At 72.2% G+C, this 24,741-nt stretch carries 21 protein-coding genes; 16 read left to right on the top strand and 5 right to left on the bottom strand.

Annotated elements, in window-relative coordinates; all coding sequences use genetic code 11:
• Positions 1 to 41 precede the first annotated feature (41 nt).
• The 4 genes from AB0L59_RS12625 (at position 42) to AB0L59_RS12610 (ending at position 3,355) form a co-directional block, all read left to right on the top strand.
• Positions 42 to 461, top strand: coding sequence for a cell division protein SepF (locus tag AB0L59_RS12625; protein WP_365582104.1), 420 nt, complete (start codon positions 42 to 44; stop codon positions 459 to 461).
• Positions 462 to 1,104: 643 nt separating this feature from the next.
• Positions 1,105 to 2,301, top strand: a complete 1,197-nt coding sequence (locus AB0L59_RS12620) for an ATP-binding protein (protein WP_365582103.1) — start codon at positions 1,105 to 1,107, stop codon at positions 2,299 to 2,301.
• Complete coding sequence (locus tag AB0L59_RS12615; protein ID WP_365582101.1) at positions 2,298 to 2,678, top strand: nucleotide pyrophosphohydrolase; 381 nt, start codon at positions 2,298 to 2,300, stop codon at positions 2,676 to 2,678. Before AB0L59_RS12620 ends, AB0L59_RS12615 begins: the two co-directional genes overlap by 4 nt.
• 167 nt (positions 2,679 to 2,845) lie before the next feature.
• Positions 2,846 to 3,355, top strand: coding sequence for a DUF6099 family protein (locus tag AB0L59_RS12610; RefSeq protein ID WP_365582100.1), 510 nt, complete (start codon positions 2,846 to 2,848; stop codon positions 3,353 to 3,355).
• A 58-nt stretch (positions 3,356 to 3,413) separates the two neighbouring features.
• Here AB0L59_RS12610 and AB0L59_RS12605 read toward each other — a convergent pair whose 3' ends face one another.
• Positions 3,414 to 3,563, bottom strand: coding sequence for a hypothetical protein (locus AB0L59_RS12605; RefSeq protein WP_365582098.1), 150 nt, complete (start codon positions 3,561 to 3,563; stop codon positions 3,414 to 3,416).
• Positions 3,564 to 3,747: 184 nt separating this feature from the next.
• On the opposite strand from AB0L59_RS12605, the gene AB0L59_RS12600 reads away from it, so the two are divergent.
• Entirely contained in the window at positions 3,748 to 4,671 is a 924-nt protein-coding gene (locus AB0L59_RS12600) for an LLM class F420-dependent oxidoreductase (protein WP_365582096.1), read from the top strand.
• Positions 4,672 to 4,813: 142 nt separating this feature from the next.
• On the opposite strand, the gene AB0L59_RS12595 is transcribed toward AB0L59_RS12600, so the two are convergent.
• Together AB0L59_RS12595 and AB0L59_RS12590 are read right to left on the bottom strand one after the other, a co-directional pair.
• Complete coding sequence (locus AB0L59_RS12595; protein ID WP_365582095.1) at positions 4,814 to 5,980, bottom strand: alanine--tRNA ligase-related protein; 1,167 nt, start codon at positions 5,978 to 5,980, stop codon at positions 4,814 to 4,816.
• 543 nt (positions 5,981 to 6,523) lie between these two features.
• Positions 6,524 to 7,441 carry a serine hydrolase gene (locus AB0L59_RS12590; protein ID WP_365582093.1) on the bottom strand — a complete coding sequence of 306 codons (918 nt, stop codon included), beginning with the start codon at positions 7,439 to 7,441 and terminating at the stop codon, positions 6,524 to 6,526.
• Between the two features lie 172 nt (positions 7,442 to 7,613).
• On the opposite strand from AB0L59_RS12590, the gene AB0L59_RS12585 reads away from it, so the two are divergent.
• The 8 genes from AB0L59_RS12585 to AB0L59_RS12550 all read left to right on the top strand — a co-directional run bounded on the left by AB0L59_RS12585 (position 7,614) and on the right by AB0L59_RS12550 (position 19,564).
• Positions 7,614 to 8,543, top strand: coding sequence for a hypothetical protein (locus AB0L59_RS12585; RefSeq protein WP_365582091.1), 930 nt, complete (start codon positions 7,614 to 7,616; stop codon positions 8,541 to 8,543).
• Between the two features lie 293 nt (positions 8,544 to 8,836).
• A complete protein-coding gene (locus AB0L59_RS12580; protein WP_365582090.1) occupies positions 8,837 to 10,300 on the top strand; it encodes a 3' terminal RNA ribose 2'-O-methyltransferase Hen1 in 1,464 nt (487 codons plus the stop codon).
• The gene (locus AB0L59_RS12575) at positions 10,297 to 12,846 is read left to right on the top strand and encodes a polynucleotide kinase-phosphatase (RefSeq protein WP_365582089.1); all 2,550 of its coding nucleotides are present in this window, start codon (positions 10,297 to 10,299) and stop codon (positions 12,844 to 12,846) included. Before AB0L59_RS12580 ends, AB0L59_RS12575 begins: the two co-directional genes overlap by 4 nt.
• 207 nt (positions 12,847 to 13,053) lie before the next feature.
• Complete coding sequence (locus tag AB0L59_RS12570; RefSeq protein ID WP_365582087.1) at positions 13,054 to 14,901, top strand: RiPP maturation radical SAM C-methyltransferase; 1,848 nt, start codon at positions 13,054 to 13,056, stop codon at positions 14,899 to 14,901.
• Positions 14,898 to 15,428, top strand: a complete 531-nt coding sequence (locus AB0L59_RS12565) for a DUF5825 family protein (RefSeq protein ID WP_365582085.1) — start codon at positions 14,898 to 14,900, stop codon at positions 15,426 to 15,428. Before AB0L59_RS12570 ends, AB0L59_RS12565 begins: the two co-directional genes overlap by 4 nt.
• A 230-nt stretch (positions 15,429 to 15,658) precedes the next feature.
• On the top strand, positions 15,659 to 16,882 hold the full coding sequence (locus AB0L59_RS12560) for an arginine deiminase (protein WP_365582084.1): 1,224 nt from the start codon (positions 15,659 to 15,661) through the stop codon (positions 16,880 to 16,882).
• Between the two features lie 96 nt (positions 16,883 to 16,978).
• Positions 16,979 to 18,007, top strand: coding sequence for an ornithine carbamoyltransferase (gene argF, locus AB0L59_RS12555; RefSeq protein ID WP_365582082.1), 1,029 nt, complete (start codon positions 16,979 to 16,981; stop codon positions 18,005 to 18,007).
• 108 nt (positions 18,008 to 18,115) lie between these two features.
• Positions 18,116 to 19,564: an amino acid permease gene (locus AB0L59_RS12550; RefSeq protein ID WP_365582080.1), complete on the top strand. Its 1,449-nt coding sequence runs from the start codon at positions 18,116 to 18,118 to the stop codon at positions 19,562 to 19,564.
• Here AB0L59_RS12550 and AB0L59_RS12545 read toward each other — a convergent pair.
• The gene (locus tag AB0L59_RS12545; RefSeq protein WP_365582079.1) at positions 19,521 to 19,976 is read right to left on the bottom strand and encodes an ATP-binding protein; all 456 of its coding nucleotides are present in this window, start codon (positions 19,974 to 19,976) and stop codon (positions 19,521 to 19,523) included. The genes AB0L59_RS12550 and AB0L59_RS12545 overlap by 44 nt on opposite strands.
• 295 nt (positions 19,977 to 20,271) lie before the next feature.
• On the opposite strand from AB0L59_RS12545, the gene AB0L59_RS12540 reads away from it, so the two are divergent.
• Genes AB0L59_RS12540 through AB0L59_RS12530 form a run of 3 tightly spaced genes read left to right on the top strand, consistent with a single transcriptional unit; the run spans position 20,272 to position 23,910 of the window.
• Entirely contained in the window at positions 20,272 to 21,099 is an 828-nt protein-coding gene (locus tag AB0L59_RS12540; protein WP_365582077.1) for an enoyl-CoA hydratase family protein, read from the top strand.
• Between the two features lie 6 nt (positions 21,100 to 21,105).
• Positions 21,106 to 23,373 (top strand): bifunctional salicylyl-CoA 5-hydroxylase/oxidoreductase, encoded by a 2,268-nt coding sequence (locus tag AB0L59_RS12535; RefSeq protein ID WP_365582075.1) that lies wholly within the window; start codon positions 21,106 to 21,108, stop codon positions 23,371 to 23,373.
• Positions 23,374 to 23,430: 57 nt separating this feature from the next.
• Entirely contained in the window at positions 23,431 to 23,910 is a 480-nt protein-coding gene (locus AB0L59_RS12530) for a hypothetical protein (protein ID WP_365582073.1), read from the top strand.
• A gap of 12 nt (positions 23,911 to 23,922) precedes the next feature.
• On the opposite strand, the gene AB0L59_RS12525 is transcribed toward AB0L59_RS12530, so the two are convergent.
• On the bottom strand, positions 23,923 to 24,735 hold the full coding sequence (locus AB0L59_RS12525; RefSeq protein WP_365582071.1) for a PaaX family transcriptional regulator C-terminal domain-containing protein: 813 nt from the start codon (positions 24,733 to 24,735) through the stop codon (positions 23,923 to 23,925).
• Positions 24,736 to 24,741 lie beyond the last annotated feature (6 nt).

Below are 24,741 nucleotides of genomic sequence, written 5' to 3'. Positions count from 1 at the left end.
GCCGAACGGGTGACTTGGCGTAAGAATTGGCTGGTGCAGGCATGGAGTGCGAGTCAGGTCAGGGGGAGCCGGTGAGCCGTTACGACGTCACCGATGAACAGTGGGAAGGGCTCGCCCAGGTCGTGCCGCTGCGGGGCCGGGACGCCTGGCCGTCCGCGGTGAACCACCGCTCGCTGCCCGACGCCGAGACCGAGACCCGGCGCCGGTTCGTGGTGCTGCGGGTCAATGTCTTCGCGGACGCCCGTGAGGTCGCCGAGACCCTGATGGCCGGCGCGCCGGTCCTGCTCGACCTCACCGGCGCGGAGACCGAGGTCGCCAAGCGCGTCCTCGACTTCAGCACGGGCGTGGTCTTCGGCCTGGGCAGCGGCATGCACCGCGTCGACCGAAACGTGTTCCTTCTCACCCCACCCGGCACCGAGGTCAGCGGGCTGATGGAGGGCGTCGGAGTCTCGGGCGGCTGACGGGCGCCTCCGGCGGTGGCGCGCGGTGGGTCGTGACGGCCGGGTGGTTGTCTCGGGCGGTTGGACGGTGGGTGTGGCGGCGAAGCGCGGTGGACGCGACGGCTGGGGAACGCCTTCGGTCGCCGGGCCCGGTGTGCGTGGCGGTTGAGTGCGGTGGGCTGGCCGCCGAGCGGGATGCGGCCGGCGGTCGAGCGTGCTGCTCATGGCGGCCGAGTGGACGTCTTCGGCCGTTCTGCCCGGTGTGCGTGACGGCTGAGCATGTTCGTCTTCGGGATGGGCTCGGGGTACCGGTCGTCCCGGGCGGTGGGCGGCGTGGTGTCGGCCGGTGCGCTTCGGCGGTAGTTGCGGCGGCCCGGTGGTGCGCTCGGCGGCAGTGGTGGCGGGGGTGGCCGCGGGGCGTTCGTGGGCGCGGGGACGGTGTGTGTGGTGTGGCCGTGGTCGGCCCCGCCGTACTCGGCCGAGTGGCTCTCGTTCCGTACGGGCTGCCGACCACCGCCCGTACGTCTCCGGCCCGGCGGCCGCCCGTTCGTCTCCGGTGCCGGTGCCGGTGCCGGTGCCGGTGCCGGTGGCGCGTCCCCCGATCGTAGGAACGCCTCCAGGGCAAAACGGTTCCTCGGTGCGGGCGAGTTCTACCGTCCGAGGCATGGCCGTGCCCTCCGTGTCCGTCGAGCCCCCGGCGGTCGCCGCGTCCGCCGCGACCGTTCCCGCGCAGTCCCGCGAGCCCGCCGATGTGCGTGCCCGGATCACCGAGCTGCGGCTGTCCGCCTTCGCCGGGCATCGGCGGGCCGGATTTCCGCTGGGGGCCGTCACCTTGTTCGCCGGGCCGAGCGGCGCGGGGAAGACGACCGCGCTCACGGCGTACGAGGCGCTCGCCCGGCTCGGTGGTGGCGCCTCCCTCCAGGAGGCGTTCCCGGACCCGGTCGCCTGTGTGCCGCAACGAGCGCGCCCCGACGCCGGCGGGCGGCGCGGTTTCCGGATCGGGTGCACGGCCGACGGCGTCGAGGGCCCGGTCCGGCTCGACGTCGCCGTACAGGCCGAGCCGGACCTGAGGATCGTGGGGGAGCGGCTGACCGCGGGTGGAGTCGTCCTCCTGCAGACCGCGCTGCGCGACCCCGGGCGCCGTACCGTCCAGGCCGCCTGGCACACCGCGGGCACCGCCCCGGTGACCCGCGCCCCGCTCCCGGACGACCGCCTCGGCACCGCCCTGCTGCCGCTGCGCGTCGCCGGCAAGACGGACGGGCAGCGGCAGGTGCTCGCCGCGGCCGAGCAGATGGTGGTCGCCCTGCGCTCGGTCTTCCCCTGCGATCCCCGTCCCGAGTGCATGCGCACCCCCGTCCCCACCGGCTCCGGCCGGCTGCTGCCCGGCTGCGACAACCTCGCCGATGTGCTGTGGCGCACCCGTGCGGAGTGCGGCCGCCGCCACGGTCAGCTGGTCGAGGCGCTGCGCGCGGGCTGTGCCGGCCCGGTCGCCGACCTGTTCGCCGAACCACTGCCGCACGGCAGGGTGCGGGCGGTGCTGGACCGCGGCGACGGCTTCGGCACCGAACTGGCCCGGCTCGGCGACGGCGAGCTGCGCTACCTCGCGCTGACGCTCGTGCTGCTGACCGGCCCCGGCGTCCTGGACCTGGACGCCCCGGGCGAGGTGCCCGACGCGCTGCGCACCCTCACCGTCCTCGCCGACGGTCTCGACCGCGGCCTCGACCCCGCCCAGCGCCGGGAACTGCTGCGGACGGCCGTCCGGATGGGCGAGCGCGGGCACATCCGGTGCGTGGGCGCGGTGAGCGACGCCTCGTGGGCCGCCGGGACGGAGGGTGTGACGGTGGTACACCTGGACGCGTGACCGAACCTCTCGACCTGGCCCGACTCCAGCGCAGACTCGCCGAGTTCGCGGCCGCGCGGAACTGGCAGCCCTACCACACCCCCAAGAACCTCGTCGCCGCGCTGAGCGTGGAGGCCTCCGAACTGGTCGAGATCTTCCAGTGGTTGACGCCCGAGCAGTCGGCCCGGGTGATGGACGACCCCGGCACCGCGCACCGGGTCACCGACGAGGTCGCCGATGTCCTCGCCTATCTGCTGCAGTTCTGCGACGTCCTGGGCATCGACCCGCTGGCCGCCCTGGCCGCGAAGATCGAGCGCAACGAACGGCGGTTCCCCCCGCAGGGGGCGCACGGCGGATCCGATAGCGCAACCGAGCGCGGGCAACTGCCGGAGGACTGAACTCCGTTATCACTCTCCGAAGTCAATTCACCTGTCGAATCCGAATTGTTGTCCCCAGATTTCCCCCTACCTCTGGCTTTTCGCCCCCGACGCCTTCACTCTGGGTAGTGGACGAGCGAGTTCAAACGGGGCGTGCGCGGAAGCACGCGGAAGGACGGGGGCGAGGCATGGATGCGGTACGGCTCATCCTTGCGAGCAGGCGTGCGCTGGCGTGCGGCGCCGACGCGGGCGAGATCATGGCGGAGGTCTGGCAGGCGCAGGCCCTGGCCCAGGCGATCGGCAGCCGGCTCGCGGTCTCCGGACCGCCGGAGCTGCGCGGCGAGGCGCTCGGCCTGACGGAGCTGGCGGGCCGGGGCTGCGGGGTCCTGGACCCTCCGGACCTCGACCTCGGTGACCTGCGCGCCGCCCAGCTCACCGAGCTGGACGACGCGCGCGAGACGCTGCTCTGCCTCGGGGGTCTGCTCGGCGAGGTCGGCATAGCCCTGGTCGGCATCGCCAGCGCCGCGGCCGACGAGACGACGTACTGGCAGTGCATGGAGGCCATCGACGCGGCCGACGAGTCCCGTGACCGCGTCCTGGAGATGCTGCGCAAGCTGGCGGCGCGGGAGGAGGTGTTACCGCAGGACGAGAGCCGGAACAGCCCCAAGGGCAATCAGAACAGCCCGTCCGGCGTGTGAGGGCGGGGCCGCCCGACCGAAGCGGGGGTCCGGGGCCGCCCGTCTCCGGGGTGGGGCGTCAGGCGAGGCCGGCCTCTTCGGCGCAGCCCTGCTCCCCGCCGTGCAGGTCGGTCAGCGCCGACAGATCCGCGTTCAGCGTGGCCATCAGCTCCTCCAGCTCCTCCAGCAACCCCTTCGGCTGACCGGCGGAGCCACATTCTTCGGACATGACGGCCTCCTCGGCGCGGGGCGCCGGACCGTCCGGCTCCAACGGCCCAACGATCATCATCGGGACCGGTCACCGGTCCGCCCGGCGCCCGGCACGCCCGACGGGCGTTTTCACCCGACCGGGGATCGCCGTGCCGGCCGGTACCGGCGAGGTTGACGCGAGCCGCGGCGTGCAGGATGGATGTATGGACCTTCGAATCTTCACCGAGCCCCAGCAGGGGGCCACCTATGACACCTTGCTCACCGTGGCGAAGGCGACCGAGGACCTCGGCTTCGACGCCTTCTTCCGCTCCGACCACTACCTCAGCATGGGCAGCGCCGACGGCCTGCCCGGTCCCACGGACGCCTGGATCACGCTGGCCGGCCTCGCCCGCGAGACCAGGCGCATCCGCCTCGGCACGCTGATGACGGCCGGCACCTTCCGGCTGCCCGGTGTGCTCGCCATCCAGGTCGCCCAGGTCGACCAGATGTCCGGTGGCCGGGTCGAGCTGGGCCTCGGCGCGGGCTGGTTCGAGGAGGAGCACAAGGCGTACGGCATCCCCTTCCCGAAGGAGAAGTTCGCCCGGCTGGACGAGCAGCTCGCGATCGTCACCGGGCTGTGGGCGACCGAGGTGGGCAAGACCTTCGACTTCCACGGTGCCTACTACGACCTGACCGACTCGCCCGCGTTGCCCAAGCCCGCCCAGAAGAAGATCCCGGTGCTCATCGGCGGCCACGGTGCGACCCGTACGCCCCGGCTGGCCGCCCAGTACGCCGACGAGTTCAACATCCCCTTCGCCTCGGTCGAGGACAGCGAGCGGCAGTTCGGCCGGGTGCGTGCCGCCGCCGAGGAGGCCGGCCGCGGCGCGGACGAGCTGACGTACTCCAACGCGCTCGTGGTCTGCGTCGGCCGGGACGACCAGGCGGTCGCCCGGCGCGCCGCCGTGATCGGCCGTGACGTGGACGAGCTGAAGGCCAACGGCCTGGCCGGCTCCCCGGCCGAGGTCGTCGACAAGATCGGCCGGTACGCCGAGATCGGTTCCCGGCGGATCTATCTGCAGGTCCTGGACCTCGACGACCTCGACCACCTGGAGCTGATCTCGGCCCAGGTCCAGTCGCAGCTGTCGTAGGACGTACGGCGGGTGGCCGTGTCCCGCCCGGCTCGCCGGACCGGGCGGGACACGGCGGCCCTTCCGAGGCCGCCGTGAGCCCCCGCCGTGTCGCCCTCCTGGGATGCTCGCCGGCCCGGGCCGGCCACCCTCGCCCCCGCCGTCAGCCCTGCCGCAGGGCCAGGACCAGATCCCTTGGCAGGCCGTGGGTGTCATGGAGGTAGCGGAAGTCCTGCTCCGACAGCGGGCCTTGGAACCGGCGCCGGGCCAGCACCTGTCGCCCCCGCCGTACCAGCCCGCGGAACCGGCGCTCCTCCTCCAGCAGCACCCGACGCACGACGCCGGAGTCCATGTCCTGCCGGAAGTGGTCCAGCGTGTGCGTGACCGGTTCGTCCGGCAGGTCGTGGAGACTGCGCGACGGATCGTCCCGACACAGCACCGTCAGCACCCGTCGCAGCAGCCGGCGCAGCACATAGCCCCGACCGGTGGCGGCCGGGCGCACCCCGTCGCCGACGATCACGACGGCCGAGCGCAGATGGTCGAGGACCAGGCGCAGCGACGTCTCGTCCATCGGCCACAGGGCCGGTACCAGACGGCGCCAGGGGTCGAAGACGTCACACTCGAACACGGACGACTTGCCCTGGAGCAGCGAGGCGAGCCGCTCCACGCCCAGCCCGGTGTCGACGTTGCGCTGGGGCAGCGGCACGAGGGAACCGTCCTCGAGCCGGCGATGGCGCATCATCACGTGGTTCCACACCTCCACCCAGCGGTCGTCGCGCGTGGGCGTCGACCCGGGCGGGGTGTCGCCGGTCCACAGGAAGATCTCCGAGTCGGGTCCGCAGGGGCCGACGGGGCCGTTGGACCACCAGTTGTCCTCCACGGTGAGCTCGACGGGAACGCCGCGGTCCTGCCACAGCCGCAGGGAGGCGGTGTCCGGCCCGACCTGCTCGTCGCCGCCGAAGACGGTGGCGTGCAACAGGCCCGGATCGACACCCAGCCCCTCGGTGAGCAGCTCGTACCCCCACTCGAGGCTCAGCGGTCCCTCGTAGTCGCCCAGCGACCAGGTGCCGAGCATCTCGAACACGGTCAGATGGGTGGCGTCGCCGACCTCGTCCAGGTCCGTGGTGCGCAGACAGCGCTGGACGTTGACCAGCCGCCTGCCCAGGGGATGGGGCCGCCCCTCCAGATACGGCGTGAGCGGATGCATGCCGGAGGTGGTGAACAGCACGGGATCGCCGGGTGGCGGCAGGAGGGTCGAGCCGGTGATCCGGCGATGACCGCGCTCCTCGAAGTACTCGGTGAACGTGCGGACGACAAGCTCGGTGTCCATGAGGGTGGCTCCTTCGCGGTACAGCGGGGGAGGCACCGGAACAACGGGGCCGTGCGGTCGTCACACCGGGCAGGAAGGCGGATGCGCCACGGGAGCACCGACGGGCCGTGTCCGGTCGCCGGTGGGAAGAGGGAGGTCAGGCGGCGGCAACCGGCGAGCTGGTCGCTCGCGCGGTCGCGCTGGTGCTTCGGCCGGTGACATCCATGGCGGTGACCCTAACGCGCCGCGCCCCTCACGGCACGCGGTTTTCCCGCCGGGGCGTACGGCGCCCCGGCACCGCGGCCAGGCGCCACGGCGTGGTCTCCGGCGAGGTCGAGGCGGCCCGCATGCCGGACGAGGCGGCCGCGCCGGTCCGTGAGCCCCGTTGTGCCTTCGCCACCCGACGCGTTCCGCGCGGCGCCGGAAAAAGAAGGAGGGGCAGCCGGCCGCGTACCTCTTTCGCGGCCGTGCCTGTGCGACGCGTCTCGAGGCCGGCCTCACGTGAGCCGCGTCCGAGGGCGAGGGACCGCCGGCGTCCAAAGCGGCGGCGGCCCCGGCCCCGTCTCAGCCGCTCTGTGCGAAGCCGTAGTCGAGGATCTTCGTGGCGTCCGTGAAGCGCTGGGCCGCCGACGTGTCGGCGAGCACCGTGCCCACGACCGTCCGGCCGCCGCGGGTCGCCGCGAACACCAGGCAGAACTGCGCCTCCGGCCCCGAGCCCGTCTTCACGCCGATCGCACCCCGGTAGGAGCCGAGCAGCTTGTTCGTGTTGTCCCACTCCGCCATCGCGTGCGTTCCGCCGCCCGGCCGGTAGGACTGCATGTCCTTGTACACCTTGGTGCCGACGACCTTCTTGAAGGTCGTGTTCTTCAGGGCGACCCCGGCCAGCTTCGCCAGGTCCCGCGGCGAGGCGTAGTTGTTGCCGTTGGACACCCCGTCGAAGGAGTCGAAGTGGGTGTTGGTGAGGCCCAGTTCGCGCGCCTTGGCGTTCATCTTGCCGATGAACGACGTGGTCCGCTGGGCCGTCGTCGACCCCGTGCCGTAGGTGTCCGCGAGCGCGTAGGCCGCGTCGCAGCCCGAGGGCAGCAGCAGGCCGTACAGCAGGTCGCGCACCTTCATCGAGTCGCCGAGGATCAGGTTGGCGCTCGAATAGCGCTGGGTTTTCGTGGTGGGGTCGATGACGTAGTCGGTGTACTCCTTCCTGATCTTCACCTTCCGGTCGAGGTTCAGGTGGGGCTGGGACAGCACCACCAGCGCCGTCATGATCTTCGTCGTGGACCCGGTCCGCAGCCGTCCGTCCGGTGCCTTGCCGAACAGCGCCTTTCCGGTGGCCGGGTTGAGCGCGAACGCGCCCTGGGCCGACACCTGCGGTGCCGTGGCCGCCTGCGCGGGAGCGGCCGCGAGGACACCGGTGCTCAGGACGGCACCCGCGAGTGCCGCCACGACGGTCCTTCTGCGGGCACGGGCTCCGTGGCCGTGGGTCATGGTTCCCCCTTCAGTCAGTGGTCAGTTGACGGTGGGTCAGTCCACCAGCTCGGCCCCGACGGTGCCATGGTGAAGATCACAGGTACTTTCCGCGCGTCATCTGTGGGCTTCATGTGCCGGAACTGTGGGCTCCGTCACGGCGCTCTTGATCCGGACCTGATCGGATGGGCGGGTGCGCAAAGTCCTTCCCCTCGCCCTCGCCGGCCTGTTCGCCCTGTCGGCGTGCCAGTTGGCCGATCACGACGACCCCGCCGGGACGGCCCGCAGCCTCAACACCATGACGGCGCTCCCGCTGCACGCCTACCTTCCGGACCCCGCGTCGGACGGTGCGAAGGCCATCAGCAGGGCGCAGTGGATCCTGGGGAAGCAGTGCATGGTGCGGCTGGGCTTCGCCGGTTTCGCCGTCCTCGACACCAAGTCCCTCGAGTCGACCTATCCGGTCCGGCGGGGAACGCTCGTGGGCGAGGACATGCCCGGAGACGACAGCCCGTACGGTGTCGTGGACCCCGACCTGGCGTCCGAGCACGGCTACCACAACCGCCGGACCGACGCCTCCGCCCAGCCCCAGGAGTGGCCCGCCGACCAGTACGCCGCCCTCACCGGATTCGGGGGCAGCCACTTCGCGCACGGACACCGCGTTCCGGAGGGCGGCTGCCTCGGACAGGCGACGCGCAAGCTCTACGGCCCGCCGCCCGAGGCCACGAAGGTCAACGGCCTGAAGATGTCCGGCACTTACGCGCCGGCCCTGGAGCTGTGGTACGAGTCCCACGAGAAGGCGAGCAAGGACCCGGCCTGGAAGAAGGCCGACCGCGCATGGTCGGACTGTATGAAGAAGAAGGGCTTCCACTACTCCGACCCGGACAAGGCGTCCCTGGACTCCGACTGGTTCGGACACGAGAAGCCGTCGGACAAGGAGAAGGAGACCGCGTCCGCCGACGCCCGGTGCAAGCTCGACACCGGCTACGTCCCGGCCGTGCACGCCCTCGAGACCCGCGCACAGAAGAGCGTCATCGGCCGGAACAAGAAGCGCCTGGACGCGCTGCTGGCGGCGGACGAACGGGCGACGAGGAACGCCCGGACGGTCATCGGCCACGCGTCATGACACACGCCGAGGGCGCGCCGGCGCCTTCACCACGGCTCCTCCCGTCCGGGCGGGCCGGGTAGGCGCGGCGCCGACGGACACCCCGGTGCTGCGCCTGCTGACGGCGTCCGGGGTACGCGTCCACCCCGACCAGGGCTGCGCCGCCACGGGACCGCGCGTGCGGAGCCTGTACCCGGAGAACTGCGGCACGGGCGCGTACCGCCTGAACGGCCGCCCGGAGCTGCGCCTCGGCACGACGGGGACGCCGGGAAAACCAGTGGTCAACGGGGATTGCAGCCGGAAGACTCGGACATGTGTTCCTGACGATCTCCACGCGCGGCGACGCCGCCCACCCGGCCACCGACCTCGGGTACCTGCTGCACAAACACCCCGACAAGGCACAGAGTTTCTCCACCTCCCACGGCACGGCGCACGTCTTCTACCCCGAGGCGGACGACCGGCGCTGCACCGCGGCCCTGCTGCTGGAGATCGACACGCTCGCACTGGTCCGGCGGAGCAAGGGCAAGGGCCGTGGCGGCACCCCCGACGCGGCGCTCGCCCAGTACGTCAACGACCGCCCCTACGCGGCCTCCTCGCTGCTCGCGGTCGCGCTCAGCGGTGTCTTCTCCAGCGCCCTGCGCGGAGTGTGCACCGCCCGCCCCGAGCGGGCGGCCACCGCGCTGCCCCTGCGCATCGAGGTACCCGCGCTGCCCGCCCGCGGCGGCCCGGACGTCGTACGGCGCCTGTTCGAGCCGCTCGGCTGGACGGTGACCGCCGATCCCGTCCCGCTCGACGCAGAGTTCCCGCGGTGGGGCGACTCGCGGTACGTCCGCCTCGTCCTGGAGGCGGAGACGCTGACCCTCGCCGAGGCGCTGCGCCATCTGTACGTGCTGCTGCCGGTCCTCGACGACGCCAAGCACTACTGGGTCTCCGCCGACGAGGTCGACAAGCTGCTGCGGGCCGGCGAGGGCTGGCTGCCCGGACACCCGGAGCAGAAGCTGATCACCAGCCGGTACCTCTCGCGCCGCTGGTCGCTGACCCGGCAGGCGATGGAGCGGCTGGAGCTGGTACGCCTCGCGGAGGCCGACGACACGGAGGTCGAGGAGATCGACAACGCGGTCGCCGAGGAGACGGAGACCGAGGAGAAGCCGACCCCGCTCGCGGTCCTGCGCCGCGAGGCGATCCTCGGCGTCCTGCGGGACCGCGGCGCCGCCCGCGTCCTCGACCTCGGCTGCGGACAGGGCCAGTTGGTGCAGGACCTGCTGAAGGACGTGCGGTTCACCGAGATCGTCGGTGTCGACGTGTCCGTGCGGGCGCTCACCATCGCCTCCCGTCGCCTCAAGCTGGACCGCATGGGGGAGCGGCAGGCCTCCCGCGTCACGCTCGTCCAGGGCTCGCTCGCCTACACCGACGGCCGGCTCCGGGGCTACGACGCCGCCGTGCTCAGCGAGGTGATCGAGCACCTCGACCTGCCCCGGCTGCCCGCCCTGGAGTACAGCGTGTTCGGGCACGCCCGCCCGCCCACGGTCCTCGTGACGACCCCGAACGTCGAGTACAACGTCCGCTGGGAGAGCCTCCCGGCGGGGCACGTCCGGCACGGCGACCACCGGTTCGAGTGGACCCGCGAGGAGTTCCGCGCCTGGGCGCGGAGGGTCGCCGAACGGCACGGCTACACCGTGGAGTTCCGGCCGGTCGGCCCCGAGGACCCCGAGGTGGGCCCGCCCACCCAGATGGCTGTGTTCGTGATCGAGACCGGGAAGGAGGTGAAGGCGGCATGACCGAGGCACAGGGGAACAGGGAGCGGATCCTCCCGGTCACCGACCTCTCGCTGGTCGTTCTCGTCGGCGCCTCCGGCTCCGGCAAGTCCACCTTCGCCCGCCGGCACTTCAAGCCGACCGAGGTGATCTCCTCCGACTTCTGCCGCGGACTCGTCTCCGACGACGAGAACGACCAGAGCGCGACCCGGGACGCGTTCGACGTCCTGCACTACATCGCCGGCAAGCGGTTGGCCGCCGGCCGCCGCACCGTCGTCGACGCCACCAGCGTGCAGCAGGACGCCCGCCGGCAGCTGGTCGAGCTGGCCAAGAAGTACGACGTGCTGCCCATCGCCATCGTGCTGGACGTGCCGGAGGAGGTGTGCGCCGAACGCAACGCGGCCCGCACCGACCGCGCCGACATGCCCCGCCGGGTCATCCAGCGTCACATCCGCGAACTCCGCCGCTCGCTGCGGCACCTGGAGCGCGAGGGCTTCCGCAAGGTGCACGTGCTGCGTGGGGCCGAGGAGGTCGAGCAGGCCACCGTCGTCACCGAGAAGCGCTTCAACGACCTGACCCATCTCACCGGCCCGTTCGACATCATCGGCGACATCCACGGCTGCTCCACCGAACTGGAGGCGCTGCTGGCCAAGTTGGGCTACGCGGACGGGGTCCACCCGGAGGGCCGTACCGCCGTCTTCGTCGGCGACCTGGTCGACCGTGGCCCGGACACCCCGGGCGTGCTGCGCCGGGTGATGTCCATGGTCGAGACGGGCAACGCGCTGTGCGTGCCCGGCAACCACGAGAACAAGTACGGCCGCTACCTCAAGGGCCGCAAGGTCCAGCACACCCACGGGCTCGCCGAGACCGTCGCGCAGATGGACGGCGAGAGCGAGGAGTTCAGGGAGCGGGTGCGCCGCTTCCTGGAGGGCCTGGTCAGCCACTACGTCCTCGACGGCGGCAGGCTGGTCGTCTGCCACGCCGGCCTGCCCGAGAAGTACCACGGCCGCACCTCCGGCCGGGTCCGCTCGCACGCGCTCTACGGCGACACGACCGGCGAGACGGACGAGTTCGGGCTGCCGGTGCGCTACCCGTGGGCCGAGGACTACCGGGGCCGCGCGGCGGTGGTCTACGGCCACACACCCGTGCCGGAGGCGACCTGGCTGAACAACACCATCTGCCTGGACACAGGTGCCGTGTTCGGCGGCAGGCTGACCGCACTGCGCTGGCCGGAGCGCGAGCTGGTCGACGTGCCGGCCGGGCGGGTCTGGTACGAGCCGACCCGTCCGCTGCGCTCCGAGGCGCCCGGCGGACAGGACGGCCGGCCGCTGGACCTGGCGGACGTATCCGGCCGCCGGGCCGTGGAGACCCGGCACGCCGGCAGGGTGGCGGTCCGCGAGGAGAACGCGGCGGCGGCCCTGGAGGTCATGAGCCGCTTCGCGATCGACCCGCGCCTGCTGCCGTACCTGCCGCCGACCATGGCCCCGACGGCGACCTCGCAGGTGGACGGCTACCTGGAGCACCCGGCCGAGGCCTTCGCGCAGTACGCGGCCGACGGCGTCGGGCGGGTCGTGTGCGAGGAGAAGCACATGGGCTCGCGGGCCGTGGCCCTGGTGTGCCGGGACGCGGAGACGGCCCGGAAGCGCTTCGGCGTGGACGGCGGGCCCACCGGGTCGCTGTACACCCGCACCGGGCGGCCGTTCTTCGACGACGAGCAGGTGACCGAGGAGATCCTCGGCCGGCTGCGCTCGGCGATCGGCGACGCGGGCCTGTGGGACGAACTGGCCACCGACTGGCTGCTGTTGGACGCCGAGCTGATGCCGTGGTCGCTGAAGGCCTCGGGGCTGCTGCGCAGCCAGTACGCGGCCGTCGGCGCCGCCTCCGGCGCGGTGTTCCCGGGCGCGCTGGCCGCCCTGGAGGCCGCCGCGGCACGCGGCACCCACCTGGGCGGTCTGCTGGACCGGCAGCGCGAGCGCGCCTCGGACGCGGCCGCGTTCACTGCCGCCTACCGCCGCTACTGCTGGACCACGGAGGGCCTGGACGGCGTCCGCCTCGCCCCCTTCCAGCTGCTGGCCGTCCAGGGCCGCAGCCTCGCCCTGCTGCCGCACGACGAGCAACTGGCCCTGATCGACCGGCTGGTGGAGCACGACGGCACCGGTCTGCTGCAGACCACCCGGCGGCTGTACGTCGACACCGGCGAGACGGAGTCCGTGCGGGCGGGCGTCGACTGGTGGCTGGAGATGACCTCCCGCGGCGGCGAGGGCATGGTGGTCAAGCCGGCCGGCGCGCTGGTCCGCAACCGGGACGGGCGGCTGGTGCAGCCCGGCATCAAGTGCCGGGGCCGTGAGTACCTGCGGATCATCTACGGTCCCGAGTACACCCGGCCGGAGAACCTCGCCCGGCTGCGGCAGCGGTTCCTGAACCACAAGCGGTCCCTCGCCCTGCGCGAGTACGCCCTCGGCCTGGAGGCCCTGGACCGGCTCGCGGACGGGGAGCCGCTGTGGCGGGTGCACGAGGCGGTGTTCGGCGTGCTGGCCCTGGAGTCGGAGCCGGTGGACCCGCGCCTGTAGCCGGTCGCACGGCACCGTCGACCGTCACAGACCGCCCTTGTGTCGCACACACATCGTCCATATGGTGGACGGCCGTGCGGCACAAGGGTGTTCGCGCGTCGGGAGGGGAGTGGTTTCCGTGGAGATCAAGAAGGTCGTGGTCCGCGAGGAGCAGCAGAGCACCGGCCGCCGGCCGGCGATCCTGGAGAAGCGGCCGACCCGCTGAGCATGCGCGTTCACCTGGTCACGATGCCCTGGCATCCGCTCGACCTTCCGTCCCTCCAGCTCGGCCTGCTGAACCGGCTGGTCCGGCAGGCCCTTCCGGACGCCGAGGTCACGGAGTTCCACGGCTCCCTGCGCTGGGCGGAGTTCCTGCTGGAGCACTCCGGGGGCCGGCTGCGGCCGGGTGACTACGTCTCCGTCGGCAGCGACGCGATCTTCCACGGCCTGGGCGACTGGGTCTTCTCCGGCGTCCTCTACGACGACCCGGACTGGGGCCTGGCCCGGCTGCGGGAGTACGCCGCCGACCGGGACGTCCTCATCGACACGGCCGTCGCGATGCGGCCGTACGCCGCCGCGTTCGTGGCCGCCTGCGCCGAGGAGGTGCTGGCGGCCGTGCCGGACGTCGTCGGGTTCACCAGCACCTTCATGCAGAATGTCGCCTCCCTCGCGCTCGCCCGCGAACTCACGCGGAGGCGCCCGGAGCTGACGGTCGTCTTCGGCGGCAGCAACTGCGACGGGCCGATGGGACACGCCCTGCACCGCAACCACCCCTTCGTCGACCACGTCGTCCGCGGCGAGGCCGAGCACGCCTTCCCGGCCCTGTTGCGCCACCTGGCCGAGGGCACCGCCCCCGTCGACGTGCCGGGCCTGTGCTGGTGGGACGGCCCCGTGTCGCGCGCCAACCCCGCGACCCGGCGGACCGTGGCCCCCGCCGACATCCCCGCGCCGGACTACGACCAGTGGCAGGCCGCGCTGGACGCCTCCCCGGTCCGGGAGTACGTCCATCCGAAGCTCGTCGTGGAGGGCGCCCGAGGCTGCTGGTGGGGCGAGAAGCACCACTGCACCTTCTGCGGACTCAACGGCACCGCGATGGCCTTCCGTGCCAAGCCGGGGGAGCGGCTGTGGGCCGAGATCGACCGGCTGGTGCGCCGGCACCACATCCTCGACGTGGTCACCGTCGACAACATCATCGACATGGCCTACTTCCGGGACCTCCTGCCCCGCGTCGCCGAGAGCGGCTGGGACCTGCGGCTGCACTACGAGGTCAAGTCCAACCTCACCCCGGCACAGCTGGAGCTCCTCGGCGCCTCCGGCACCGTGCACATCCAGCCCGGCATCGAGAGCCTGGGCAGCAGGGTGCTGGACCTGATGGACAAGGGCGTCACCGGCGCCCGTAACGTCCGCACCCTGCGCGAGTGCGAGAACCACGCCCTGACCTGCTCCTGGAACCTCCTCTACGGCTTCCCCGGCGAGACGGCCGAGGACTACGCACCGGTGATCGACCAGCTGCCCGCGCTGGTCCACCTCCAGCCGCCGAGCGGCGCCCACCGCATCCAGCTGGAGCGGTTCAGCCCGCACTTCACCGACCCCGGCCTCGGCTTCGGCAAGCGCCGCCCGGCCGAGATGTACCAGCACGTCTACGAGCTGCCCGAGAGCGAACTCGCCGACCTGGTCTACCTGTTCGACACCGAGGACGCCGGGATCGCGGGCGAGGTCGAGCGGCGGCTGAAGGAGGCCGTCGCCGCATGGCGGGCCGGGCACCCGCACTCCCGCCTGCTGTTCGAGGAGGACGGCGAGGAGCTCCTGGTCCACGACACGCGGTACGGCCGGCCGGCGGCCACCCACAGCTTCACCGGCTGGCAGGCCGAGGCCCTGCGCCGCCTGCAGGACGGCAGGACCGTACCGGCGCTGCACCGGCTGCTGACCGCCGACGGCCACGGACCGACGGCGGACGAGCTGACGGACTGGGTCCGGCACGCCGTCGGGCTCGGCCTGTTGTTCCGCGACGGAGCGACCTGGGTGTCCCTGCCGACCTGGGGCGAGCCGGTCCGCCTTCCCGAGGGCGCCGCATGAACGCGCTGCCCGCCGCCGTGCCGCACCGGCGCACCGGACGGCAGGTGGAGGTGGCCCGGCCGCTGGACCTGAGCGGCGCGGGCCGCGCGACGGCGGAGGCGGTGCGCTTCCTGCGCGAGTGCCAGAGCCAGGGGGTGCGGGTGACCTGGCGGGCGACGGGCAGAGCGGCGTACGACATCGGTCTCCTCCGCCATCTGCCGCCTCCGGAAGAACTCGCCGACCAGGAGGTGGAGTTGGCGGCGTGGCGGGCCGGATACGCCTACGGCGCCCTCTACCACCGTCGGGGGCCCGGCTTTGTGACGGTGCTGGACCGCAGGGCGCGGGGCACGGCCGTACGGCTCACCCTCGACCACCCCGCTCTCCTCGCCGCGTTTCTCCGGCTGCAGGAACCGGCCCCGCTCGACGCGACCGACCGGGAGGCCGTGGAACTCCTCGTCGCCGAGCGGCTGGTGCTGGCCGCCGGAGGCTGGGCGGTGGCCCTGGCCCCGCGTATCCGGCGCTGGCCGGTCCCCTGTACCGCGATCTGAGCGCCCGCCGCACCGGCGGCCACCGTTGCCGTCGCCCACCAGCATCCCCGAAGGGGGCCTGGGCCTCGACGACACCCCCGTCGCCGTCGAGGCCCGGCGGTGGCGAGCCGCTTTCTCGTCATGAGGACGATAAAGGAAGGCCTGGCTTCTCGTCAATAAGATGAAAACAGGAAGGGTCGGAAACGGTCGACAAGGGCGTGAAGGCGGGCGTCGACGGCCAGGATGGAGGCATGGCATACCACGTCGACTCCGAGGCCGGGCGGTTGCGCCGCGTGATACTGCACCGGCCCGACCTGGAGCTCAAAAGGCTCACCCCCAGCAACAAGGACGCGCTCCTCTTCGACGACGTGCTGTGGGTGCGACGGGCGCGCGCCGAGCACGACGGATTCGCCGACGTCCTGCGCGACCGTGGCGTCACCGTCCACCTCTTCGGCGACCTGCTCACGGAGGCGCTGGAGATCCCGGCCGCGCGGACGCTCGTCCTGGACCGCGTCTTCGACGAGAAGGAGTACGGCCCGCTCGCCACCGACCACCTCCGCGCCGCCTTCGAGACGCTGCCCGCGCACGAGCTGGCCGAGGCCCTGGTCGGCGGGATGACCAAGCGGGAGTTCCTGGAGGCGCACGAGGAGCCGACCTCCGTGCGGTTCCACGTCATGGACGTCGACGACTTCCTGCTGAGGCCCCTGCCCAACCACCTCTTCACCCGCGACACCTCGGCGTGGATCTACGACGGCGTCTCCATCAACGCCATGCGCTGGCCGGCGCGGCAGCGCGAGACCGTGCACTTCGAGGCGATCTACCGGCACCACCCGCTCTTCCGCGACGAGATGTTCCACCTCTGGTCCGAGGGGCAGGCCGACTATCCGTCCACGATCGAGGGCGGCGACGTCCTGGTGATCGGCAACGGCGCGGTCCTCATCGGCATGAGTGAGCGCACCACCCCGCAGGCCGTCGAGATGCTCGCGCACAAGCTGTTCGCCGCGGGGTCCGCGCAGACGATCGTCGCTCTCGACATGCCGAAGAAGCGGGCCCTGATGCACCTGGACACCGTGATGACCATGGTCGACGGCGACGTCTTCACGCAGTACGCGGGCCTCGGCATGCTCCGCTCGTACACCATCGAGCCGGGCGCCGCCGACAAGGAGCTCAAGGTCACCGACCATCCGCCGGAGCACATGCACCGCGCGATCGCCGCCGCCCTCGGGCTCAGTGAGATCCGCGTCCTGACCGCCACCCAGGACGTGCACGCCGCCGAGCGCGAGCAGTGGGACGACGGCTGCAACGTGCTCGCCGTCGAGCCCGGGGTCGTCGTCGCCTACGAGCGCAACTCGACGACCAACACCCATCTGCGCAAGCAGGGCATAGAGGTGATCGAGATCCCGGGCAGCGAGCTGGGCCGGGGCCGGGGCGGTCCCCGGTGCATGAGCTGTCCCGTGGAGCGGGAAGCCGTCTGACCGGTGTGACCGGGTGGACTCCCGGGGCTCGCATATAAATGCCATTATTCGTATAGAATTCCAGAGTCCGTGTTCTCGTATCCCCTGGAGCGCCCCATGGCGACAGTCCCGACCGCCCTCGCCGGCCGCCACTTCCTCAAGGAGCTGGACTTCACCCAGGAGGAGTTCCGCGGCCTGGTCGAGCTGGCGGCCGAGCTGAAGGCCGCCAAGAAGGCGGGGACCGAGACGCAGTACCTGCGCGGCCGGAACATCGCGCTGATCTTCGAGAAGACCTCGACGCGCACCCGCTGCGCGTTCGAGGTCGCCGCCGCCGATCAGGGCGCCCACACCACCTACCTCGACCCGTCCGGCTCGCAGATCGGGCACAAGGAGTCCGTGAAGGACACCGCCCGGGTGCTCGGCCGGATGTTCGACGCGATCGAGTACCGCGGGCACGGCCAGGGGGTCGTCGAGGAGCTGGCCGCCTACGCGGGGGTGCCCGTCTACAACGGCCTGACCGACGAATGGCACCCCACCCAGATGCTGGCCGACGTGCTCACCATCACCGAGCACACCGACAGGCCGCTGGACGAGATCGCCTTCGCATATCTCGGTGACGCCCGCTACAACATGGGCAACTCGTACCTCGTCACCGGCGCCCTGCTCGGCATGGACATCCGGATCGTCGCGCCCCGGGTGCTGTGGCCGGACGAGACGATCGTCGAGGTCGCCCGGCGGCTCGCCGCCGCGTCCGGTGGCCGGGTCACGCTCACCGACGACGTGAAGGAGGGCGTGCGCGGCACGGACTTCCTCGCGACCGACGTCTGGGTGTCGATGGGCGAGCCCAAGGAGGTCTGGGACGAGCGGATCGCGCTGCTCGGCCCGTACGCCGTGACGATGGACGTGCTGCGCGCGACCGGCAACCCGGACGTCAGGTTCCTGCACTGTCTGCCGGCCTTCCACGACCTCGGCACCGCCGTCGGGCGCGAGATCCACGAGCGGCACGGGCTGACCGAGCTGGAGGTCACCGACGAGGTGTTCGAGTCCGAGCACTCCGTCGTCTTCGACGAGGCGGAGAACCGGATGCACACGATCAAGGCGGTCCTGGTGGCCACCCTGGCGGGTGCGTCACACAGCATTGCCTGACCCGCGTCACCAGGCCTTATCCTGGCCGGCGGCCCGGGACCACCCCACCCGGCGCCGCCGCCGACCTCACCCGGTCGCCCGCACCACCGAGAAACGAGCACCACCCGCATGCCCGCTCCCCGTATCAAGTCCCCGCACCTGCTGCTCGCCGAATCCGGCGCCGACCGCGAGGGACACGGCCTGAAGCGCACGATGGGCCTCTTCCAGCTCATCTGCTTCGGCGTCGGCGCCATCGTCGGCACCGGCATCTTCGTCGGCCTCTCCGACTCCGTCGCCCAGGCCGGCCCCGCCGTCGTCGTCTCCTTCGTCCTCGCCGCGATCACCTGCGTCTTCACCGCCTTCTCCTTCGCGGAGCTGGGCGGCGCGATCCCGGTCTCCGGCTCCTCGTACTCCTTCGCCTACGCCGGCCTCGGCGAGTCCACCGCCTTCCTGGTCGGCTGGTGCCTGCTGCTGGAGTACGGCATCTCCATCTCGGCCGTCGCCGTCGGGTGGAGCCAGTACGTCAACGAGCTGCTGCACAGCCTCACCGGCGTCCAGCTCCCGGCCGCGCTGTCCGCGGGCCCCGGGGACGGCGGCGTCGTCAACCTGCCCGCCGTGATCGTCATCGCCATGGCCTCGGTGCTGCTGGTGCGCGGGGTGCGCGAGAGCGCGCGGGCGACGGCCGCGATGGCCGCGGTCAAGCTCGTCATCCTGCTGGCCTTCTGCGCCATCGGCTACAGCGCCTTCAAGCACGGCAACCTCACCCCGTTCTCCCCGGCCGGCCTCGGCGGCATCGGCGCGGGCACCACGGCCGCGTTCTTCTCCTACATCGGCTTCGACGCGATCACCACGGCCGGCGAGGAGGCCAAGAACCCCCGCCGGGACATCCCGGTCGCGATCATGGTCTGCATGGGCATCGTGACCCTGCTGTACTGCGCGGTCGCGCTGGCCGCGATCGGCGCCATCGGCGGCAAGCAGGTCGCCGGCCGCCCCGCCGCCCTCTCCTACGTCGTCAACGAGGTCACCGGCTCGGCCGTCGGCGGCGGAGTGATCGCCTTCGGCGCGGTCGTCGCCATCGCCTCGGTCGTCCTCGCGGTGATGTACGGCCAGACCCGCATCCTGATGTCGATGTCCCGGGACGGCCTGATCCCGCGCGTCTTCGAGAAGGTGAACCCGAAGACCTCCACCCCGGTGGCCGGCACCCTGATCGTCGCCGTCGTCTTCGCCCTCCCGGCGGCCTTCGCCTCCCTCGACGCCGTGATGAACCTGTGCACCATCGGCACCCTCGCCATCATGGCCGTCGTCAACATCGCGGTGATCGCCCTGCGCCGCCGCGAACCGGGCCTCACCCGCAGCTTCCGGGTGCCGCTCTACCCCGTGGGCCCGCTGCTCGGCGTCGCCTTCTGCCTGTACCTGATGTACGAGACCGGCTGGCGGACCTGGGTCCAGTTCGCCGTGTTCCTCGTGGTGGGCCTCGCGATCTACGCGGTCTACGGCCGTCGGCACTCCACGCTGGGCCAGGTGGCCCCCGAGGTCACGCCGAGCGCCGCCGCTGAGCGGGAACCGCAGGCAGTCTGAACCACACCGCCTTGCCCGACGGGGTGGGGCGGTGACCGCAGGACGAGCTGAGGGCACGGATCAGCAGCAGCCCGCGCCCGCCCTCCTGCCAGACGTCGGGCTCCTCGATCACCGGGCGGGTCAGGTGGCCGGGCGGCGCCGGGTCCGGGTCGTGCACCTCGACCTGGCAGCCGCTCGGCATCAGCTCCACCACCAGCTCTATCGGGCCGCGCCCGGCGGTGTGCTCCACCGCGTTGGCCACCAGCTCCGCGGTGAGCAGTTCCGCGGTGTCGCTGTCGGCCGGGTGCTCCACCTCGGAGAGGGCCGTGCGCACCAGGGCACGTGCCACGGGCACCGCCGCGGCGGTGTGCGGCAGCGCGATGCGCCAGGAGGCCGATTCGGTGGGGCGTTCGTGCAAGGCGAGTCCGTTCATGGAGCAGGCTGTCCTGCTTTCGACTGTAGGCATGGTACGGGCCCGGCCACTTCAGGCCGTCGGTGGGCTTCGCCCGGGACCCTCGGCCCCGGTACCGGCGGCCTACCCCCGCGAACGACCCGGCTAGCGCGTCCGTGCCCACTGTTACGCCGCTGTCGAGAACCGGTGACGCACGTGACCCGGCTCGGCCGGTCGAACGCGGTCTGTCGCGCACTCGTGACGACAGTCACAAATGAGTGATAACTTCATGGGACAGTGCAACGTACGGCACCGCCGCCCAAGGAGGCCGCACGTCATGAGTCCCTTCACCGGCTCCGCCGCCCGCACCTCCGGCTGGGAGCATGTGCGCGTCCAGTTCGCCGACGGGGTCGCCACCGTCACCCTCGCCCGGCCCGAGAAGCTCAACGCGCTCACCTTCGGCGCCTACGCCGACCTGCGCGACCTGCTGGCCGAGCTGTCCCGGGAGCGCGCCGTACGCGCTCTGGTGCTGGCCGGCGAGGGGCGCGGCTTCTGCTCCGGCGGCGACGTCGACGAGATCATCGGCGCCACCCTCGCCCTGGACACCGCCCAACTGCTCGACTTCAACCGGATGACCGGCCAGGTCGTCCGGGCGATCCGCGAGTGCCCCTTCCCCGTGATCGCCGCGCTCCACGGCGTGGCCGCCGGCGCGGGGGCGGTCCTCGCCCTCGCCGCCGACTTCCGGGTGGCGGACCCGACCGCCCGCTTCGCCTTCCTCTTCACCCGCGTCGGCCTGTCCGGCGGCGACATGGGCGCGGCCTATCTGCTGCCCCGGGTCGTCGGCCTCGGCCACGCCACCCGCCTGCTCATGCTCGGCGAGACGGTCCGGGCCCCCGAGGCCCAGCGCATCGGCCTGATCAGCGAGCTGACGGAGGAGGGACGCGCCGACGCGGCCGCCGCGGACCTGGCCCGCCGCCTGGCCGACGGCCCGGCCCTGGCACACGCCCAGACGAAGGCGCTGCTGACGGCCGAGCTGGACATGCCCCTTGCGGCATCCATCGAGCTGGACGCCTCGACCCAGGCCCTGCTGATGAACGGCGAGGACTACGCCGAGTTCCACGCGGCCTTCACGGAGAAGCGTCCCCCGAAGTGGCAGGGGAGGTGAGGTGACATGAAGGTCGCTGTCATCGGTGGCGGTCCCGGCGGCCTCTACGCCGCCGCCCTGCTCAAACGCCTCGACCCGGACCGGGAGATCACCCTCTGGGAACGCAACGCCCCCGACGACACCTTCGGCTTCGGCGTGGTCCTCTCCGACGAGACGCTCGGCGGAATCGAACATGCCGACCCCGTGGTCTACGACGCGCTGCAACGGGACTTCGTCCGGTGGGACGCCATCGACATCGTGCACCGGGGCACGACGCACCGTTCCTCGGGACACGGCTTCGCCGCCCTGGGCAGGAAACGCCTCCTCGAGATCCTGCACACGCGCTGCCGCGCCCTCGGCGTGGACATCCGCTTCCGCACCGAGGCGCCGTCCCCGGACCGGCTGTCGGCGTCGTACGACCTCGTCATCGCCGCCGACGGTGTGCGCAGCACCACCCGCGAGGCCTATGCCCATGTGTTCCGCCCCCAGGTGAGCGCACACCGCTGCCGCTACATCTGGCTCGCCGCCGACTTCCCCTTCGACGCCTTCCGCTTCGAGATCGCCGAGACCGAACACGGCGTGCTGCAGCTGCACGGCTACCCGTATGCGCCGGACGCCTCCACCGTGATCGTGGAGATGCGCGAGGAGGTGTGGCGGGCGGCCGGATTCGACGACATGGCCCCGCACGAGTCCGTCGAACGGTGCGCGAAGATCTTCGCGGACGCCCTGCGGGGGCAGCCCCTGCGCTCCAACAACTCGGCCTGGACGACCTTCCGTACGGTGGTCGACGACCGCTGGTCGCACGGCAACGTCGTCCTCCTCGGCGACGCCGCGCACACCGCCCACTTCTCCATCGGCTCCGGCACCAAGCTCGCCGTGGAGGACGCCCTCGCCCTCGCCGCCTGCCTGCGGGAACAGTCCGACGTGCGCAGCGCGCTGGCGGCCTACGAGGAGGAACGCAAACCCGTCGTCGCCTCCACCCAGCGCGCCGCCCGGGCCAGTCTCGAATGGTTCGAGAACCTCTCCCTCTACCTCGACCAGCCGCCCCGCCAGTTCGCCTTCAACCTGCTCACCCGCAGCCGCCGCGTCACCCACGACAACCTCCGGGTGCGCGACGCCCGCTTCACCGGGGCGGTCGAGCGCGAGTTCGGCTGCCCGGCCGGCACGCCGCCGATGTTCACCCCGTTCCGGTTGCGCGGCCTGACCCTGCGCAACCGGGTCGTGGTGTCGCCGATGGACATGTACTCCGCCACCGACGGCGTCCCCGGCGACTTCCACCTCGTCCACCTGGGCGCCCGTGCCCTCGGCGGGGCCGGGCTGGTCATGACCGAGATGGTGTGCGTCAGCGAGGAGGGCCGGATCACGCCGGGCTGCGCCGGTCTCTACAGCGGCCGGCAGGCCGAGGCGTGGCGGCGCGTCACCGATTTCGTGCACACCCGGGCGCCCGGCACGGCGATCGGCGTGCAGCTCGGCCACTCCGGCCGCAAGGGATCCACGAAGCTGATGTGGGAGGGCATCGACGAGCCGCTGCCCCACGGCAACTGGCCCCTGGTCGCCGCCTCCCCACTGCCGTACAAGCCCGGCAGCCAGATCCCGCGCCAGCTGTCCCGTGCCCAACTCACCGACCTGCGTGAGCAGTTCACCGCGGCCGCCTGGCGCGCCGCGCGGGCCGGCTTCGACCTGCTGGAACTGCACTGCGCGCACGGCTATCTGCTCTCCGGCTTCCTCTCCCCGCTCACCAACCGGCGCACCGACGCCTACGGCGGCTCGCTGGAGAAGCGGCTGCGCTTCCCGCTGGAGGTCTTCGACGCCGTCCGCGCGGTGTGGCCGGCGGAGCGGCCCATGACGGTGCGCATCTCGGCCACGGACTGGGCCGAGGGCGGGACGAGCGCCGAGGACGCGGTCGGGATCGCCCGCGCCTTCGCCGCGCACGGGGCCGACGCGATCGACGTCTCCACCGGGCAGGTCGTGGACGGGGAGCGGCCGGAGTTCGGGCGGTCGTACCAGACGCCCTTCGCCGACCGCGTCCGGCACGAGGCGGGCGTCCCGGTGATCGCCGTCGGCGCGATCTCGTCCTGGGACGACGTCAACTCCCTGATCCTCGCCGGGCGCACGGACCTGTGCGCGCTGGGCCGTCCGCACCTGTACGACCCGCACTGGACCCTGCACGCGGCGGCCGAGCAGGGGTACGAGGGGCCGGGCGTCGTCTGGCCGGCGCCCTACCGGGCGGGCAGCAGACGCCCGCAGACCGGGCGCACGGACGCCCCGAAGCCGCGGCTGTCGCTCGGCGGATGATTGTCAGTGCCGTCTGCTGTACTCGACTCGTGGGGCAGTGAGACGAACGGAGACATCATGGGCGTGTCGCACGAGTACTTCCTGGCCGCCGACCGGGGCGCGGCGGTGGAGCAGGTCATCGGGCCGGACGGTGACCGGCTGGGCTTGGACGGGCTCGATGTAGGGGGCATGGACCCTCACCTGGCGCTGCCCCGGCTGATCGCCTTCGCGGCGGGCATACCGCCCGCCCGCGGGGAGCGGCCCGAACCGGTCTCGCCCGACCCGGACGAGGTGCCGTACCCCCACGAGACGTCGGTGGTGTCCGGGACCGCCTGGGACGATGGGACGTTGCTCGAGGAACTGCCCGACGCCTGGCGGGACGCGCTCGCCGACGTGGTCGAGGACGGGGTGCCGATGCTCGCGCTCCAGGCGTGCGACATCGACGAGGCGCACTTCGCCGACTACCTGCACGCCGAGGACAGCATCCGCACGTTCGTCGGCCTGGCCCACCGCGCCCGGACGGAGGGAGCACACCTGTACTGCCTGACCTCCCTGTGAAACCGTCGCGTCTCACACCCCCGCGAACTCGGCCCCCGCGTCCCGCAGCCTCGTGTGCAGCCCCTGGAACACCTCCGCCGAGCGCGCGCCCGGCCAGCCCGCGGGCAGCAGTCGGCCGGGCAGGCCGGGGTCGGCGTAGGGCAGGTGGCGCCAGGAGTCCAGGGCGAGGAGGTAGTCGCGGTAGGCCTCCTCCGGCGAGGTCCCCGTACGGTGCTCCCAGGCGCGCAGGACCGGGGCGTGCGCGTCCAGGAAGCGCTCGTGCTCCTTGGCGATCGCGGCCAGGTCCCACCAGCGGGCGACCGCCTCGGCCGTCGGCGCGAAGCCCAGGTGCTCACCGCGGAAGAAGTCGACGTACGGGTCCAGGTGCAGCCGGCGCAGGGTGTGCCGGGTCTCCTCGTACAGCCTCGCCGGGGCGATCCACACCCCGGGAGCCGCCGTGCCGAAGCCCAGGCCGGCCAGCCTGGAGCGCAGCACATGCCGCTTCTGCCGCTCCGACTCGGGCACGGAGAACACCGCGAGCACCCACTCGACGGCCTCCGCGGGCGCGGCCGCGTAGATGCGCCGGTCGCCGTCCTCCAGCAACTGCCGTGCCTCCGGAGAAAGCTCGTAGCCGGCCGCGCCCTGCTCGGTGCGGGCCGGCAGCAGCAGCCCGCGGCGTTTGAGCCGGGAGACCGAGGAACGCACGGAGGGCGCGTCCACTCCGACCGCGGCCAGGAGCCGGATCAGCTCGGCGACGGGCACCGGGCCGGGCATGAAGCGGCCGTACGCGCCGTAGAACGTGACGATGAGGGACCTGGGGGCGTGCTGCTCGGACACGTTGATCATTTTAGG

The organism is Streptomyces sp. NPDC052109, from assembly GCF_040680195.1.
Taxonomy (GTDB): domain Bacteria; phylum Actinomycetota; class Actinomycetes; order Streptomycetales; family Streptomycetaceae; genus Streptomyces.
Note: the sequence above shows the minus strand (reverse complement) of the source record. Positions and strands in the feature narration are given on the sequence as shown.